The organism is Dactylosporangium sp. CA-092794, from assembly GCF_050948465.1.
Classification (GTDB): domain Bacteria; phylum Actinomycetota; class Actinomycetes; order Mycobacteriales; family Micromonosporaceae; genus Dactylosporangium.
Genome location: NZ_CP192044.1, coordinates 8,862,926 through 8,880,752, shown reverse-complemented (window position 1 = coordinate 8,880,752; position 17,827 = coordinate 8,862,926). Strand labels below are relative to the sequence as shown.

7 protein-coding genes are annotated in these 17,827 nt (G+C 75.9%); 2 read left to right on the top strand and 5 right to left on the bottom strand.

What is annotated here, in order from left to right; genetic code table 11:
* Position 1 precedes the first annotated feature (1 nt).
* Both ACQPXD_RS38105 and ACQPXD_RS38100 read left to right on the top strand, forming a co-directional pair.
* Complete coding sequence (locus ACQPXD_RS38105; protein WP_432826776.1) at positions 2-11,101, top strand: amino acid adenylation domain-containing protein; 11,100 nt, start codon at positions 2-4, stop codon at positions 11,099-11,101.
* Positions 11,098-11,307, top strand: coding sequence for an MbtH family protein (locus ACQPXD_RS38100; RefSeq protein ID WP_432826774.1), 210 nt, complete (start codon positions 11,098-11,100; stop codon positions 11,305-11,307). The genes ACQPXD_RS38105 and ACQPXD_RS38100 overlap by 4 nt, the downstream gene beginning before the upstream one ends.
* Positions 11,308-11,325: 18 nt before the next feature.
* On the opposite strand, the gene ACQPXD_RS38095 is transcribed toward ACQPXD_RS38100, so the two are convergent.
* From ACQPXD_RS38095 to ACQPXD_RS38075, 5 genes are read right to left on the bottom strand one after another with little or no spacing between them, the layout of a single operon-like run.
* Entirely contained in the window at positions 11,326-13,059 is a 1,734-nt protein-coding gene (locus tag ACQPXD_RS38095; protein WP_432826772.1) for an ABC transporter ATP-binding protein, read from the bottom strand.
* Positions 13,056-14,738 carry an ABC transporter ATP-binding protein gene (locus ACQPXD_RS38090; RefSeq protein WP_432826770.1) on the bottom strand — a complete coding sequence of 561 codons (1,683 nt, stop codon included), beginning with the start codon at positions 14,736-14,738 and terminating at the stop codon, positions 13,056-13,058. Before ACQPXD_RS38090 ends, ACQPXD_RS38095 begins: the two co-directional genes overlap by 4 nt.
* The gene (locus ACQPXD_RS38085; protein ID WP_432826768.1) at positions 14,735-15,568 is read right to left on the bottom strand and encodes an ABC transporter ATP-binding protein; all 834 of its coding nucleotides are present in this window, start codon (positions 15,566-15,568) and stop codon (positions 14,735-14,737) included. Before ACQPXD_RS38085 ends, ACQPXD_RS38090 begins: the two co-directional genes overlap by 4 nt.
* Entirely contained in the window at positions 15,565-16,647 is a 1,083-nt protein-coding gene (locus tag ACQPXD_RS38080) for a FecCD family ABC transporter permease (protein ID WP_432826766.1), read from the bottom strand. Before ACQPXD_RS38080 ends, ACQPXD_RS38085 begins: the two co-directional genes overlap by 4 nt.
* Entirely contained in the window at positions 16,644-17,723 is a 1,080-nt protein-coding gene (locus ACQPXD_RS38075; RefSeq protein ID WP_432826764.1) for a FecCD family ABC transporter permease, read from the bottom strand. The genes ACQPXD_RS38080 and ACQPXD_RS38075 overlap by 4 nt, the downstream gene beginning before the upstream one ends.
* Between the last annotated feature and the right edge of the window lie 104 nt (positions 17,724-17,827).

The window sequence follows — 17,827 nt, the reverse complement described above, 5'->3', positions numbered from 1 at the left end:
AGTGACCAAGAAGACCGGGCTCGAGGACGTCCTGCCGCTCTCGCCGCTGCAGGAGGGCCTGCTCTTCCACGCCGTGTACGACGGCGACGCGCCCGATGTCTACACCGTCTCGACGGCGCTCGACCTTACCGGGCCGCTGGACGCGGCCCGGCTGCGCGAGGCCGGACAGGCGCTGCTGGACCGGCACGCGAACCTGCGGGCCGGCTTCCGCCGTACCGCTAAAGGAACGGCCGTCGCCGCGATCCCGACTCGCGCCCGGTTGCCGTGGGCCGAGCATGACCTCAGTGGACTGTCCGAAGTGGAGCGCGACGCCGAGCTGGACCGAATCGCCGCGGAGGACCGTGGCGAGCGGTTCGACATGGCGAAGCCGCCGCTGCTGCGCATGTGGCTGGCCAGGCTCGCCGGCGACGTGCACCGGCTCACCATCACCCACCACCACATCCTGCTCGACGGCTGGTCCGCGCCGCTGCTCGTGCGGGAGCTGTTCGACCTGTACGCACGGCCGGGCTCGCTGCCCCCGGTCACCCCGTACAAGGCATACCTGGCCTGGCTGTCCCGCTGGGACCGGGAGGCCGCCGTCGCCGCCTGGCGGCAGGCGCTGGCCGGGCTGGAGGAGCCGACGCGGGTCGCCCCGGCCGGCACCGCGCCGGACCCGGTGGTGCCCGGATCGGTGGAGACCGCGCTCCCGATTGACCTCAGCGGGCGGCTCACCGACCTCGCCCGGTCCGGCGGACTGACCCTCAACACGGTCGTCCAGGCCGCGTGGGGCCTGCTGCTGGCCCGGCTCAGCGGTCGCGACGACGTGGTCTTCGGTACGACCGTTTCCGGCCGTCCGCCACAACTGCCCGGCGTCGAGTCGATGATCGGCCTGTTCATCAACACCGTCGCCGTCCGGGTCCGGGTCGACCCGGCCGAGCCCGCCCGCCACCTGCTCGCCCGCCTGCAGGACGAGCAGGCCGGGTTGATCGAGCACCAGTACCTGGGCCTGGCCGACATCCAGCGCCTGGCCGGGCACGGGGAGCTGTTCGACACCCTCACCGTGTTCGAGAGCTACCCGGAGGAGGCCGGGCAGCCGGTGCCGGGGCTGCGCATCACCGAGGCGCACGACGAGGACGCCACCCACTACCCGCTGGTCCTGGTGGCCGAGCCCGGGCCGCGGATCAACCTGGAGATCCGCCACCGCCCCGACGTGTTCGACGCCATCGCCGCCCGCCGCCTGCTCGACCGGCTGGTCCGCATCCTCGCCGCGATCGCCGCCGACCCGGCCGCCCCGGTCGGCCGGATCGACATCCTCGCCCCGCAGGAGCGGGCCACCCTCCTCACCAGGTGGAACGGCAGCACCGACGGCATCGCGCCGACCACGTTCCCGCGCCGGTTCGCCGAGATGGCCGCCGCCTATCCGGACCACACCGCCGTCATCTGCGAGGACGAGCACGTCAGCTACGCCGAACTGGACGCCCGCTCGGCCCGGCTGGCCGGCGCGCTGGCCGCCCGCGGCGCCGGCCCCGGCCAGGTCGTCGCGGTGGCCCTGCCCCGCGGCGTCGACCTGGTCACCGCGCTGGTCGGCGTGCTGCGCTCCGGCGCCGCCTACCTGGCGCTCGACCTGGACTACCCGGCCGACCGGCTGCGGTACATGCTGGACGACGCCCGGCCCGCCTGCGTCGTCACCCGGGCCGACCTGGTCGCGGCACTGCCCGGCGGCGTGCCCGTGCTGGATGTGGCCGAGCCGCCCGCCGGCCCGCAGGTCACGCCGCGCGAGCCGGGCGTCCTCGACGCCGCCTACGTGATCTACACGTCCGGGTCGACCGGCCGGCCCAAGGGGGTCGTGGTCACCCACGAGGGCGTCGCCAAGCTGCTGGCCACGCAGGAGCGGCGGCTCGGCGTCAGTCACGAGAGCCGGGTACTGCTCTTCGCCTCGCCCAGCTTCGACCTCGCCTACTGGGAGCTGTGCCAGGCGCTGCTGTCCGGCGGCGCGCTGGTCGTGGTGCCGGCGGAGCTGCGGGTGCCGGGCGCACCCCTGGTCGAGTACCTCACCAAGCACGAGGTGACCCAGCTGGCCCTGCCGCCGTCGGTGCTCGGCGCCCTGCCCGCCGACTGCCGGCTGCCGCTCGGCGTGTCCATGCTGGTCGGCACGGAGGAGGTGCCGGCCCGGCTGGCCGAGCGCTTCGCCGCCGGCCGGCGCATGTTCAACGCCTACGGCCCGACCGAGACCAGCGTCAACGCCACCCTGTGGGAGTGCGCCCCGGCCGCCACCGGGACCGTACCGATTGGCTATCCCGACCCGGGGCAGCTGGCCTACGTGCTGGACAACGGTCTGAACCCGGTGCCGGCCGGCACCCTGGGCGAGCTGTACCTGGGCGGTTTGGGCCTGGCCCGCGGCTACCTGAACCGGCCCGGCCTGACCGCGCAGCGGTTTCTGCCCGACCCGTTCGGTCCGCCCGGCGCCCGCATGTACCGCACCGGCGACCTGGTCCGGTGGACCCCCGACGGGGCGCTCGAGTTCGCCGGCCGCGCCGACCACCAGGTGAAGATCCGCGGCTTCCGGGTGGAGCTGGGCGAGATCGAGGCGGTCATCGCCGCCCGCCCGGAGGTGCGGCAGGCGGCCGTGGTGCTGCGCACCGACGGCGGCATCAAACGCATCGTCGCCTACGTCGTGCCGGGTGACGACCTGGAGCGGTTGCGGACCGACGTGGCCGCCGTGCTACCTGACTATATGGTTCCGGGCGCGTTCGTGGCCCTGGAGGCGCTGCCGGTCTCGGTAAACGGCAAGCTCGACCGGGCCGCGCTGCCGGCCCCCGACTTCGCCGCCGGCAAGGCCGGGCGGGCGCCCCGCACCCCGCGCGAGACGCTGGTCTGCGAGCTCTACGCCGACGTGCTCGGCGTGACCGGCGTCGGCATCGACGACGACTTCTTCGCCCTCGGCGGGGACAGCATCGTGTCCATGCAACTGGCCGGCCGGGCCCGCGCCGCTGGCCTGGTCATCACCCCGCGCCAGGTCTTCCAGCACCGCACCCCGGCCCGGCTCGTCGCGGTCGCCGGCACCATCACCGGCCCCGATCCGGTGCCGGCCGCGCTGTCCCTGGTCACGCTCACCGACGCCGACCGGCGCGAGCTCGCCGGCCTCGGCACCGAGGTCCAGGAGGTGCTGCCGCTGTCGCCGCTGCAGGCCGGCCTGCTGTTCCACACCCTCCTCGACGACGCCGGCCCCGACGTTTACACGGTCCGAATGGTGTACGACCTGAGCGGACCGATCGAACCGTTTCGGCTGCGCGCCGCCGTCCAGTCCCTCGCCGACCGGCACGGCAATCTGCGCGCCTCGTTCCACCACCTCACCTCCGGCGCGGTGGTCAGCGCCGTACCGGCCAGGGCAACGGTCCCGTGGACCGAGGCCGACCTTTCCGACCTGCCCGCCGAGGCCCGCGAGGAGGCCTGGCAACGGCTCCTGGCCGAGCAGGGCCGCCGCTTCGACCCGGCCGAAGCGCCGCTGCTGCGGGTCGCGCTGGTGCGCACCGGCCCGGACGCGCACCGGCTCGTGCTCACCCACCACCACCTGCTGCTCGACGGCTGGTCGCGCGGCCCGCTGCTGGCCGAGCTGTCCGCCCTCTACCGCGACGGCGACTCGGCCCCCGCCGCCGGCAGACCGTTTCGCGACTATCTGGCCTGGCTGGCCGGCCAGGACCGGCGGACCGCCGAGCAGGCCTGGGCCGCCGCCCTCGCCGGCCTCGACGAACCGACCCGGGTCGCGTCCGCCGCCCACCGGACCGCCCAGGCCCCCGAGCTGCCCGCGGACGGCACAGCCGCGCCCGCAGATGGTCATCGGGCCGGGCTGCTGCCTGAGGTGGCCGAGGCCGAGCTGCCTGCGGTCGGCACCGGTGACCGGGTCGCCCCCGCAGGTGCTCATCGGGTCGCGCTCGTGCCTGAGGTGGTCGAGGCCGAGCTGTCCGCGGCCCGCACGGCCGAGCTGGTCGCGCTCGCCCGTGCCCGTGGCCTCACCCTCAACACCGTCGTGCAGGCCGCGTGGGCGCTGCTGCTGGCCCGGCTCAGCGGTCGCGACGACGTGGTCTTCGGCGCGACCGTTTCCGGCCGTCCGCCGCAGCTGCCCGGCGTCGAGTCGATGATCGGTCTGTTCATCAACACCGTTCCGGTCCGGATTCGGTTGGACCCGGCCGAGCCGGCGCACGCGCTGCTGGCCCGCATCCAGGACGAGCAGTCGGCGCTGATGGAGCACCAGTACCTGGGCCTGGCCGAGATCCAGCGGGTCGCCGGGCGCGGAGAGCTGTTCGACACGCTGCTGGTGTTCGAGAACTACCCCGACGACGACCCCGCGGACGGCGGGCTGCCGGTCACCGGTGCCGACGGCCACGACGCCACCCACTACCCGCTAACTCTCATCGCCGAACCCGGTCCCACGCTGCGCCTGGCCGTCGAGTACCGAACGGACCTTTTCCACCGGGCGGACGCCGAGCGGTTCGCGGCCGCGCTCGTCGCCGTGGTCGACGGGCTGGCCGCCGGCCTGGACGGCCCGGTCGGGCGAATCGGTCTGCTCGATCCGGACCGTAGCGCCGCGATCCTGGCGGCCGGCACGGGCGCCGTTCGTGACCTGCCCGCGGCGACCCTGCCGGAGCTGGTCGCCGCCCAGGTCGCCGCCACCCCGGACGCGGTCGCGGTGGTCGGGCCGGACGGGGCCGCGCTGACCTACCGCGAGCTCGACGCGCGGACCGGACGGCTGGCCCGGGTGCTGACCGCGGCCGGTGCCGGGCCCGAGACCGTGGTGGCGCTCGCCCTGCCACGCTCGGTCGACCTCGTGGTTTCGATTTTGGCAACGGTACGGTCCGGTGCGGCGTACCTACCGCTCGACCTCGACCACCCCGACGCGCGCCTGGCGACGATGCTCGCCGACGCGCGCCCGGTCGCAGTCCTCGCCGTCGCCGAAACCGCCGCCCGCATCGCCGGGCTGTCCTCGGCGGAGGAGCGGACCGAATCCGCCGCCCGCGTTGCCGCGCTGTCGCCGACGGGCGAACCGATCGCCCCAGAACCGGCCGTCCCAGAACCGATTGCCTCAGAACCGGCCGTCCCAGAACCGGTTGCCCCAGAAGCGGTCGCCCCAGAAGCGGCCGTCCGTGAACCGATCGTGCCGGAGCCGATCGTGGTCGACGGGCCGCTCGGCGATCCGCAGGTCCGGGTCAGCGGGCCCGGGCCGCGTCACCCGGCGTACCTCATCTACACCTCGGGCTCCACCGGCGCGCCCAAAGGCGTCGCGGTCGAGCACGCCGGCATCGTCAACCGCCTCCGCTGGATGCAGCACGAGTACGCGCTCACGCCGGAGGACCGGGTGCTGCAGAAGACCCCGGCCGGGTTCGACGTGTCGGTGTGGGAGTTCTTCTGGCCGCTGATCACCGGCGCCGCCCTGGTCGTCGCCCGCCCCGACGGGCACCGCGACCCGGTCTACCTCGCCGAGCTCATGCGGACCCAGCGGGTCACCACCGTCCACTTCGTACCGTCCATGTTGGCCGCCTTCCTCGCCGAGCACGGCGCGGCCGACTGCACCGGCCTGCGCCGCATCCTCTGCAGCGGCGAGGCGCTGCCCACCGCGCTCGCCGAGCGCTGCCAACGGTTGCTGCCGGGAGCCGCGCTGCACAACCTTTACGGTCCCACCGAGGCCTCCGTCGACGTGACCGCCTGGCCGGCCGCTCGCGGCACCGGCACGGGCACGGGCGCGGGCGCGGGCGCGGGCGCGGGCACCGGCGGGGGCGGGGGCGGCGTCCCGATCGGCGCGCCCGTCTGGAACACCCGGGTCGCCGTCCTGGACGCGAGCCTGCGCCCGGTCCCGGACGGTGTGCCGGGCGAGCTTTACCTCGCCGGCGTACAGCTGGCCCGCGGCTACCGGGGGCGGCCGGACCTGACCGCCGACCGGTTCGTCGCCGACCCGTTCGGTCCGCCGGGGGAGCGGATGTACCGGACCGGTGACCTGGTGCGCTGGCGCGAGCCGGGCGTCCTGGAGTTCCTGGGCCGCGGCGACGGCCAGGTAAAGGTCCGCGGCCTGCGGGTCGAGCTGGGCGAGATCGAGGCGGCCATCGCCGGACAGCCCGGCGTCGATTCGGCCGTGGTACTGCTGCGCGAGGACAAGCCCGGCGTCGCGCACCTGGTCGCCTACGTGGTCGGCGGCCCCGTGGACCTGGCCGCGCTGCGGGCGCGGCTGCCGGAGTACATGGTCCCGTCGGTGATCGTGGCCCTCGATGTGCTGCCGGTGTCGGTGAACGGCAAGCTGGACCGGGCCGCGCTGCCCGCCCCCGACTTCGCCGCCGCGAGCACCGGCACCGCCGCCCGCACCCCGCGCGAACGGCTGCTCTGCGACCTGTTCGCGGAGGTGCTGGGAGTGCCGTCGGTCGGCGCCGACGACGACTTCTTCGGCCTCGGCGGCGACAGCATCGTCTCGATCGGGCTGGTCGGCCGGGCCCGCGCCGCGGGGCTGTCGCTGACCCTGCGCCAGGTCTTCCAGCTGCGCACGCCGGCCGCGCTCGCCGCCGCGGCCGGGTCCGCGTTCGCCGCCGCGGCGCCGGGCGGGGGCGCGCTGATCGCGCTCACCGACGACGAAACGGCGGAGATCGCCCGGCTGGGCATCGACGTCGCCGAGGTGCTGCCGCTGTCGCCGCTGCAGGCCGGGCTGCTGTTCCACGCCGCGTTCGACGCCGACGGCCTCGACCTCTACACCGTGCAGATGGTCTTCGACCTGCCCGGCGACGTGGACCCGGCCCGGCTGCGGGCGGCGGGGCAGGCGCTGCTGCACCGGCACGCCAACCTGCGGACGTCGTTCCACCAGCTCGGGTCCGGGCGGCCGGTCGCGGTCGTGGCCCGCGGCGCCGCGCTGCCGTGGGCCGAGGCCAATCTGTCCGATGTGGACGGTGACCGGTTCGAGGAGGCGTGGCAGCGCTGCCTCGCCGAGGAGGGGCGCCGCTTCGACCCGGCGGCCGCGCCGCTGCTGCGCATGATGCTGGTCCACACCAACAGGGCGTACCGGCTGATCCTCACCCACCAGCATATGCTGCTCGACGGCTGGTCCCGCGGGCCGCTGACGGACCAGCTCGCCGAGCTGTACGCGGGCGACGAGCGCGGGCCGGCCCCGGCGCCCTACCGGGACTTCCTGGCCTGGCTGGCCGGGCAGGACCGCGGCGCGGCCGAGCGGGCCTGGGCCGCCGCCCTCGACGGCGTCGCCGACGCCACCCGGCTGGCCCCGGCCGACCCGCAGCGCGAGCCGGCCGTGCCCGATCTCGTCGAGCTCGAGCTGCCGGCCGCGGACACCGCCGGGCTGACCGGGCTCGCCCGATCCCGCGGCCTGACGTTGAACACGCTGGTGCAGGCGGCCTGGGGCGTCGTGCTGGGCCGGCTCACCGGCCGCACCGACGTCGTCTTCGGCGCCACCGTCTCCGGCCGCCCGGCCCAGCTGCCCGGCGTGGAATCCATGATCGGCCTGTTCATCAACACCGTCCCGGTGCGGGTCCGGCTGGACCTGGCCGAGCCGGTCGCCGGCCTGCTGGCCCGGCTGCAGGACGAGCAGTCGGCGCTGCTGGACCACCAGTACCTCGGGCTGGCCGACATCCAGCGCCTCGCCGGGGCCGGGGAGCTGTTCGACACGCTGCTGATCGTGGAGAACTATCCGGACCGCACCGGCGACGGCCCGGCCGCCCTGCTGGCCGCCGCCGACGCGGGCGGGCGCGACGCCACCCACTACCCGCTGACCTTGGTCGTCGACCCGGGCGAGCGGCTGCGGATCGGCCTGGAATTCCGGCCGGACCTTTTCGCCGCGCCGGTCGCCGGGCGGATCCTCGCCGCGCTCGCCGCCGTGCTGACCGAGTTCGCCGCCGGCCCGGGGCGCCCGGTGGGGCGGCTCGACCTGGTGCCCGGGCCGGACCGGGCGGCCGGCGAGCCGCCGCCGACCCCGTTCGACGGCGACCCGACCGTCGCCGAGATCTTCGAGCGGCAGGCGGCGCAGACGCCCGAGGCGGTCGCCGTGGTGTGCGGGCCGGTGCGGTGGACCTTCGCCGAGCTCAACGCGCGCGCCAACCGGCTGGCCCGGCGGCTCGCCGCGGGCGGGGCCGGGGCGGAGGACGTGGTGGCCCTGGCGTTGCCGCGCACCGCCGACGCGATCGCCGCGATCCTCGCCGTGCTCAAGACCGGGGCCGCCTACCTGCCGCTGGATCCCGAGTACCCCGCGGCCCGGATCGAAGCCATGCTCGCCGACGCGCGTCCCGTGCTGCTGGTGACCGACGCCGGGACCGGGGTCGCCGCCGAGGGCGTCGAAACGGTCCTGGTCGACGGTCCCGGGCTCGACGCGCTGCCCGGGCACGACCTGGCCGATGCCGACCGGGTCCGCCCGGCCCGGGCGCAGCACCCGGCGTACGTCATCTACACCTCCGGCTCCACCGGGCGACCCAAGGGCGTGGTGGTGACCCACCGCAACCTGGTGAATCTGTTCCGCTCCCACCGCGACCAGCTGTACCTGCCGGCCCGGGCCGGCACCGGGCGGCGCCACCTGCGGGTCGGGCACGCCTGGTCGTTCGCGTTCGACGCCTCCTGGCAGCCGCAGCTGTGGCTGCTCGACGGGCATGCCCTGCACATCGTCACCGAGGAGGTGCGGCGCGACCCGGAGCAGCTCGCCGGGCTGCTGCTGGACGAGGGCATCGACTTCATCGAGCTGACCCCGTCGCACTTCGCGCAGGTCGCCGACGCCGGGCTGATCCGCGACGGGCGGTGCCCCCTGGCGGTGGTCGGGGTCGGCGGCGAGGCGGTCCCGCCGGCGCTGTGGCGGCGGCTGGGCCGGCTGCCCGGTACCACGGCGTTCAACCTGTACGGCCCGACCGAGGCCACCGTGGACGCGCTGTCGGCCCGCATCGGCGACACCGACGCGCCGGTCATCGGCCGGGCGGTCGCGGGCGCCCGGGCCTACGTGCTCGACCACGCGCTGCGCCGCACCCCGGCGGGGGTGGCCGGCGAGCTGTACGTCGCCGGGGCCGGCCTGGCCCGCGGCTACCTGCGCCGGCCTGACCTGACCGCCGAGCGGTTCGTCGCCGACCCCTACGGCCCGCCCGGGCAGCGCATGTACCGCACCGGCGACCTGGTGCGCCGCACCGAGGAAGGCATGATCGAGTACCTCGGCCGGATCGACGAACAGGTGAAGATTCGCGGCTTCCGGATCGAGCTCGGCGAGATCGAGTCGGTGCTGGCCGCGCAGCCCGGCGTCGCCGAGGCGGTCGTGGTCGCCCGCGAGGACCGGCCCGGCGTGCGCCGCCTGACCGGCTACGTCGTCGGCCCCGAAGACCCGGAGGCCCTGCGCGCCGCGCTCGCCGCGCGGCTGCCCGACTACATGGTCCCGGCCGCCCTGGTCCGCCTCGACCGGCTGCCCACCCTGGCCAACGGCAAGCTGGACCGGGCCGCGCTGCCCGCCCCCGACTTGGGCATGGCGGAGGCCGGCCGGGCGCCGCGCACCGAGCGCGAGCGGGTGCTGAGCGAGGTCGTCGCGGCCGCCCTCGGGCTGGGCGCGGTCGACGTGGAGGCCGACTTCTTCGCCCTCGGCGGAGACAGCATCGTCGCCATGCAGCTCGTCGGCCGGGCCCGCGCGGCCGGGCTGCGGATCACCCCGCGGCAGGTCTTCGCGCAGCGCACGGTGGCCCGGCTGGCCGAGGTCGCGACCGCCGCCGGGCCCGACCTCGACCGGGCCGGCGACGGGGTCGGCGCGTTCCCGCTGACCCCGGTCATGCACTGGCTGCGGGAGGTCGACGGGCCGATCGACGGGTTCAACCAGTCCGCGGTGGTGCAGGTCCCGGCGCGGCTCGGGTGGGAGCCGCTGCTGGCCGCGCTGCAGGCCGTCGTGGACCGGCACGACCTGCTGCGGGCCCGGCTCGACCGCACCGGCGGCTGGTCCATGCTCGTACCGTCGCCCGGATCGTCGCGCGCGGCGGACTGGACGGTGCGGGTGGACGTGTCCGGACTCGACGAGCGCGGACTGTGGGACGCCGTCGCCGAACAGGCCCGCGCCGCCCAGGCCGGGCTGGACCCGGGTGCCGGCGCGATGATCCGGGCGGCCTGGCTCGACGCCGGACCCGAGCGCCCCGGGCGGCTGCTGCTGCTCGTGCACCACCTGGCCGTGGACGGCGTCTCGTGGCGGGTGTTGCTGCCGGAGCTGGCCGCCGCCTGGAGCGACCGCCTGCCGCCGGCCGCCGGGACGTCGTTCCGCCGCTGGGCGACCGGCCTGGCCGCGCAGGCGCTGGACCCGGGCCGGGCGGCCGAGCTGCCCATGTGGGCCGAGATCGTCGGCCGCGGCGACCCGCTGCCGGTCCGCCGCCCGCTCGACCCGGCCGTCGACGTCGCCGGCACGCTGCGCGACGTCACGCTGGCCCTGCCCACCGACGCGACCGAGGCGCTGCTGACCCGGGTGCCGGCCGCGCTCGGCGCCACCGTCAACGACGTGCTGCTCGGCGCGCTGGGCCTGGCCGTCACCCGGTGGCGGGCGGCCCAGGGCGGCGCCGGCACCGCCGTGCTCGTCGCGCTGGAGGGCCACGGCCGGGAGGAGCACCTGGTGCCCGGCGCCGACCTGTCCGGCACAATTGGTTGGTTCACCAACATCTTCCCGGTCTGCCTCGACACCGCCGGGATCGACGTGGATGACGCGTTCCGCGGCGGACCGGCCGCGGCCGAGGCGGTGGACCGGGTCCGCGCGCACCTGGCTGCGCTGCCGGACAACGGTATGGGTTACGGCCTGCTGCGCTACCTCAACCCGGACACCGCCCCGGCCCTCGCCGCGCTGCCGCACCCGCCGATCCAGTTCAACTACATGGGCCGGTTCGACTTCCCGGAGGCCGCCGACTGGGAGTTCGCGCCCGAGGCGGAGGCGGCCGAGAACGGCGCCGACGACGCCATGCCCGAGTCGTACCAAATGGTGATCAACGCCCAGACCGAGGACCGGCCGGGCGGACCGCAGCTGGTCGCCACCTGGGCGTGGCCGGACGCCGTCTTCGCACCGGCGGCGGTGCACGACCTGGCCCGCATCTGGTTCGACGCCCTGCAAGCCCTGGTAACCCACGTCCGCACGAGGAGCGATGTATGAGCACCAATCCGTTCGACAACCCCGAGGGCACGTTCCTGGTGCTGGTGAACGACGAGAACCAGCACAGCCTGTGGCCGATTTTCGCGGAGGTACCGGCGGGATGGCGCATCGTGCACGGGCCGTCCGACCGCCAGGACTGTCTCGACTACGTCAACGCGCACTGGACCGACATGCGGCCGCAGAGCCTGCTCGACGCGGGCAACTGACCGCGCGGACCGGCGCGCTCAGTGCCGCTGGGCGCGCTGGTCCGACCAGGCCTGCCAGAGCGTGGCATAAGGTCCGTCGCGGCCGATGAGTTCCCGGTGGGTACCGATCTCCACGATCCGCCCGGCCTCCATCACCACGATCCGGTCCGCGGCCACCGCCTGGGTGAGCCGGTGCGCGACGATCAGCGCGGTGCGCCCCCGCAGCGCCGCCGCGGCCACCCGCTCCAGCAGGCGGGCTCCCGCGCTGCCGGCCTCGGCGGTGGCCTCGTCGAGGATGGCCACCGGCGGGTCGGCCAGGATCAGCCGGGCGAACGCCAGCTGCTGGGCCTGCGCCGCGGTGAGCGCGTGCCCGCCGGCGCCGACCTCGGTGTCGATGCCGTCCGGCAGCTGCTCCACCCAGCCGAGGGCGTCGACCGCGGCCAGCGCCGCACGGACCTCGTCGTCGGTGGCCTCCGGCCGGGCCAGCCGTACATCGTCGGCGAGCGGCCCGGCGAACACGTGGACCTCCTGGGTGATGAGCGCGACCTCGCCGCCGGGCACCGCGACGCTGCCCGCGGTCGGCCGGTGCACCCCGGCGATCACCTTGGCCAGGGTGGTCTTGCCCGCCCCGCTGGAGCCGACCACCGCGACCCGCTCGCCCCGGGCCACGGTCAGCTCGACGTCGCGCAGCACCGGGCGGTCCGGCACGTAGGCGAAGTCCAGCCCGCGCACCACCACCGCGTCCGGGCCCGGCTCCGCCTCGGCGGCCGGGCGGGCGGCGGGCGGGGCGAGGTCGGCGACCCCGACGAGGCGGTTCAGCCCGGAGGCGGCCGCCTGGGCGTCGTCGACGAGGGCGAGGGCCACGTTGATCGGGCCGAACAGGCCGTGGAAGTACAGCGCGGCGGCGGTCGCCGTGCCGATGCTCACCGCGTCGCCGCGGACCAGGTAGAACCCGGTGGCCAGCACGGCGGCCAGGCCGGCGAACTCGGCGACGTGCAGGCGGGTGTAGAAGCGGGTCTGCAGCGCGATGCCCCGCAGCAGCAGGTCCACCGCCCGCCGGGACTTGGTCGCGACCCGCCCGCCGTGCTCGTCGGCGAGGCGCAGCGCGCGGATGGTCGGCGCGCCGTCGATGGTGGCCAGCAGGTGGTGCTGCTGCTCGGCGACCGCGATCCGCTGCGTGGCGTAGAGGGGGACGGCGCGGCGGGCGTACCAGCGCACGGTGTACAGCTGGACCGGCACCGCGATCAGGGCCGCCACCAGGAACCGCCAGTCCAGCACGGCCAGCCCGCCCAGGGTGAGCACGATGGCCAGCAGCGAGCGGGTGAACTCGGGCAGCGCGCTGTTGGCCGCCTCCGCGATGACCGCGACGTCGTTGGTGACCCGGGAGGTCAGGTCGCCCGCCCCGGCCCGCTCGACCTGCTCCAGCGGCAGGTGCAGCGCCGAGGAGACGAACCGCTCGCGCAGCCGGGCCAGCATGGTCTCGCCGGCCTGGGCGAGCAGGGCGATGCCGACGCCGGCCAGCGCCGCCTCGGCCACGGCGGCGGCCACCAGCCCGGCGCCGGTCAGGACGATCGCGGCGGTGCTCCCGCCGCCGCCGGCCAGGTCGATGATCCGCCCGAGCAGGGGCGGGGTGACCAGGCCGGCCGCGGTGCCGGCGACCAGCAGCGCGAACGCGGCGGCCAGGCGGCCCCGGTGCGCCCGGGCCAGGGTGCGCAGCAGCGCGCGGGTGCGCCGCCCGGTGGCGATCGGCAGCAGCGAGTTCTCGGCCGTCATGCCAGCACCGTCTCCCGGTATTTCGCGTCGGTGGCGATGAGATCGGCGTGCTTGCCGTCGGCCCGCACGGCGCCGTCCTCGATGACGATCACCCGGTCGGTCACGGCCAGCAGCGCCGGGCTGGTCGTCACCAGCACGGTGGTCCGCCCGTCGCGCATGGCCCGCAGCCGACCGGCGATGCGGGCCTCGGTGACCGCGTCGACGGCGGTGGTCGGGTCGTGCACCACCAGCACCGGCGCCCCGGTGGCCAGGGCCCGGGCGAGCGCGATGCGCTGCCGCTGCCCGCCGGAGAGCGTGCGGGCCCCGTCGCCGAGCACGGTGTCCAGCCCGTCCGGCAGGCCCTGGGCCACCTCGTCGGCGCCGGCGGCGGCCACCGCGGCCGCGACGCTGTCCGGCCGGGCCCGCCCGGACAGCGAGACGGCGTCGCGGACGGTGCCGTCGAACAGGTCGGTGTGGTGCTCGGCGGCCAGGACCGCGGCCCGCAGCCGGTCCGGGGCCAGGTCGGCGAAGGCCACCCCGTCGAGCTCGATCGCGCCTCCGGCCGGGTCGGCCGACCGGCCCAGCAGCCGGACCAGTTCGGCCGCGCCGGCCGGGTCGGCGGCGACGATGCCGACCAGCTCGCCACCGGCGATGTCCAGCTCGACGCCGTGGAGCGGGGGGCTGTCCAGCCCGCGCAGCGCCAGCGCGCCGCGGATCGGGGTGACCGGGTCGCGCTCGCCGCCGACGACCGCGGGCGGCGCGTCCAGCACGGCGGCGACGCGCCGGGCCGACGCGCGGCCCTGGGCGAGGTCGGCGCCCACCCAGGCGAACGTCGACATCGGGCCGACCAGGAACTGCGCCAGGCCGACCGACGAGACGAGCTGGCCGACGCTGATGCTCCCGCGGGCCGCGAGGATGCCGCCGACGACCGCGATGACCGCCAGGAACAGGCCGCTGAGGGTGAGGACCACGCCGTGGTAGGCCGCGCCGGCCCGGGCCGCGAGCACGGTCGCGGCCAGTGCGCTGCGGCTGCGCCGCCGGTAGCGGGCGACGGCCGCGTCCTCGGCCCGCAGGCCCTTGACCACGCGCAGCCCGGCGACCAGGTCCGCGGCGACGCCGGAGGCCTGCGCGCCGTGCTCCTGCTCGGTCTCGCTGCGCTCCTCCAGCGGGCCGCCGAGCAGGCGGGTGAGCAGCAGCAGCGGCGGGGTGCCGAGCAGCACCAGCAGGCCGAGGGGGAGCGAGACGGACAGCAGCAGGACCGCGGCGAAGACCAGCGCCACCGACGCGGCCACGCCGGAGACGGCGGCGACGGCGACCGCGCCGACCCGGGCCGCGTCGCTGGTGGCGATCGAGACCAGCGCGCCGGGCAGCCGGTCGGTCTCGGCGCCGCCCCGCTCGTCGAGCACCCGCCGGGTCACCCGCAGCCGCAGGTCGTGCGCGATCAGCTCGGCGGCGCGCTCCCCGGTGCGCTCGCCGTAGCGGTAGCTGTAGCTCAGCGCGAGGTAGACCGCGGCGAGCACGCCCAGCCAGAGCGCCAGGCCGCCGGCGCCGCCGTCGATCGCCCGGTCGATGATCACGCCGATGAGAAACGGTACGGTCGCCTCGCCGGCCTGGAAGACGGTGATCAGCACCGTGCTCAGCGCGATGGTGCGCCGCTGCCCGGCGAGCGCGCCGGCGAGGACACCCCGGCCGCCGCTCACGCCGGTGTCCGGTCCGGCGCCAGACCGCCCCGGGTCGCGCGGCGGCGCTGCCGCCCGGCCGGCACCACCATCGGGGTGTCGGTCTCCGGGTCGGTCATCACCCGGCACGGTACGCCGAACACCTCCTCGACCAGTTCGGCCGTCATCACCTCGGCGGGGGCGCCCTGGGCGAGGATCGCGCCGTCGCGCATCACGATCAGCTCGGTCGCGTAGCGGCAGGCGTGGTTGAGGTCGTGCAGTACCGCCACGATGGTGCGGCCCTGCTCGTGCAGCTCGGCGCAGAGGTCGAGCACCTCGAACTGGTGGGCCAGGTCCAGGAACGTGGTCGGCTCGTCGAGCAGCAGGATCGGCGTCTGCTGGGCCAGCGCCATGGCCAGCCACACCCGCTGCCGCTGGCCGCCGGAGAGCTCGTCGACGAACCGGTCGGCCAGGTCGGCGACCTCGGTCAGCCGCATCGCGTCGGCGACCGCGGCCTCGTCCTCGGCCGACCACTGGCGCAGCAGCCGCTGGTGGGCGAAGCGGCCCCGGGCGACCAGCTCGTCCACCGCGATCCCGCCCGGCACGATCGGCGACTGCGGCAGCATGCCCAGCTGCCGGGCCACCTGCCGGGACGGGTACGACGCGATCGCCTGCCCGTCCAGGTACACCGTGCCCGACCGCGGCTTGAGCACCCGGGCCAGGGAGCGCAGCAGGGTGGACTTGCCGCAGGCGTTCGGCCCGACGATGACGGTGAACGACCCGTCGGTGATCCGCACGTCGAGGTCCTGCACCACCACCCGCCGGTCGTAGGCGAGGGTCAGCGCGTCGGCCCGCAGCCGGGCGTCGCTCATCGTGATACTCCAAATCCGCCGCCGCGTCGTTGGTGGAACAGCAGCCAGGTCAGGTAGACGCCACCGAGAGCGGAGGTGACCACCCCGACCGGGATGTCGTTGTGCGGCAGCGCGTGCTGCGCGGCCCAGTCGCCGGCGCTGAGCAGGGCGGCGCCCATCAAGGCGGCCGGCAGGATGCCGGCCCGGGGCGAGCGGGTCAGCCGGGCGGCCAGCGGGGGCGCGGCCAGCGCCACGAACGCGATCGGCCCGGCCGCGGCGGTCGCCCCGGCGGCCAGCCCCACCCCGGCCAGGGCGAGCACCGCCCGGCTGCGCTCGACCGGCACGCCGTGCAGCACCGCCGTCTCGTCGCCCAGCGCGAGCATGTCGAGGTGGCGGCCGTGGTACACCAGCACCGGCACCAGCACCGCGAGCGTGACGCCGACGAGCGCGACCTCGGTCCAGCCCCGGCCGTTGACGCTGCCGATCAGCCAGACCTGCGCGGCCAGCGCCTCGTCCAGGCGGCTGCGGTAGATGAGGTACGAGTTGACCGCGTCGAGCAGGGCGGACACCCCGATGCCCATCAGGACCAGCCGGAACGGCTGCACCCCGCGGCGGAACGCGAGCAGGTAGATGGCGATCGAGGTGGCCAGGCAGCCGATGATCGCGCCGGCCGCGATCTGGATCCCGCCGCCGCCCAGCAGCAGGATGACGACCAGCGCGCCGGTCGCCGCGCCGACCGTCAGGCCGACGAAGTCGGGGCTGCCCAGCGGGTTGCGGGTCAGGCCCTGGAAGATCGCGCCGCTGGCGGCCAGCGCCGCGCCGACGAACAGGGTGATCAGCACCCGCGGCAGCCGCAGCTCGTGCACGATGAAGTCGGTGCCCGGGTCGCCCTGGCCGATCAGGCTGCGCAGCACGTCGGGAACGGGGACCGGGAAGTCGCCGGTGGACAGGTTCACCACGGAGACGGCGAGCGCGACCAGCAGCAGCGCGGACCCGGCCACCAGCGTGCGCACGTGCACCCGCAGCGAGAGGCGGCCGACCCGGATTACCGGTCGCGCCGGGCCGCCGGCTCGGCGGACCCGCAGGCTCGGGGCGGTCACAGGACACTCAGCCGGCGCCGGCGGCACAGCGCGATGAACAGCGGCGCGCCGAGGAACGCGGTGACCACCCCGACCGGCAGCTCGGCCGGGCTGACCAGGACCCGCCCGAGCACGTCCGAGACGAGCAGCAGGGTCGGCCCGATGACCAGCGAGTAGGCCAGGATCCAGCGGTGGTCGGCGCCGGTGAACAGCCGGGCGGCGTAGGGCACGGCCAGGCCGACGAACCAGATCGGCCCGGAGGCGGCGGTGGCGGCGCCGCACAGCAGCGTGATCGCGGCCATCCCGAGGGCCCGGATCACGGCCGGTCGCGCGCCGAGCGCGGTGGCCGAGTCGTCGCCCATGCTCAGCGCGTTGAGCTGCCGGCCCAGCGCCAGGGCCAGCAGCGTGCCGGCGACCAGGAACGGCACGACCTGCACGAGCGTGTCGGTCTCCCGGTCGGCGAGGGAACCGACGTCCCAGTGCCGGTACCGGTCGAAGGTCGTGGGGCGGGTCACCAGGACGGCCCAGACCAGCGCGCCGAGCACGGAGGTGAGCGAGACCCCGGCGAGCACCTGCCGCTCCGGGGTGGCGGCGCGGCCGGAGCCGCCGAGGGCGAACACGGCCGCCGAGGTCAGAGCGGCGCCGGCGAAGGCGAACCAGATGTACCCGGCCGCGGAGCCCACGCCGAGGAACGCGATGGCGAACACCACACCGGTCGACGCGCCGAGGTTGACGCCGAGCAGCCCCGGCTCGGCCAGGGGGTTGCGGGTCAGCGCCTGCATCAGCGTGCCGGCCAGCCCGAGCGCGGCGCCCACGCCGACGCCCAGCACCGTCCGGGGCAGCCGCAACTGGTGGACGATCACCGCGGCCGGGGAGCCGTCGTCGTGCCACAGCACGTGCCAGACGGTGCCGAGGCCGAGCGAGCGGCTGCCGACCGCGATGCTCAGCGCCGCGGCGGCCACCAGCGCGGCGGCGCCCAGCGCCAGGCCGGCCCACCGCCGGCCGGTGCGAGACCGCGGCTCGCGCGGCACCCCGCCGGGCGCAACCGTCCGCGGCGCCGGGCGAAGGCCGGTGCCCTGGGTCAACGCGAGCTCCATCCATCCGGAGGCCTTGTAATTAGGTGAGGCTAACCTACACTCCCATCCGAGGCCACCGTTCTGGGGTCCGCGCGGTCTATGCGCGGCGCGTCGGCCTCGCCGGC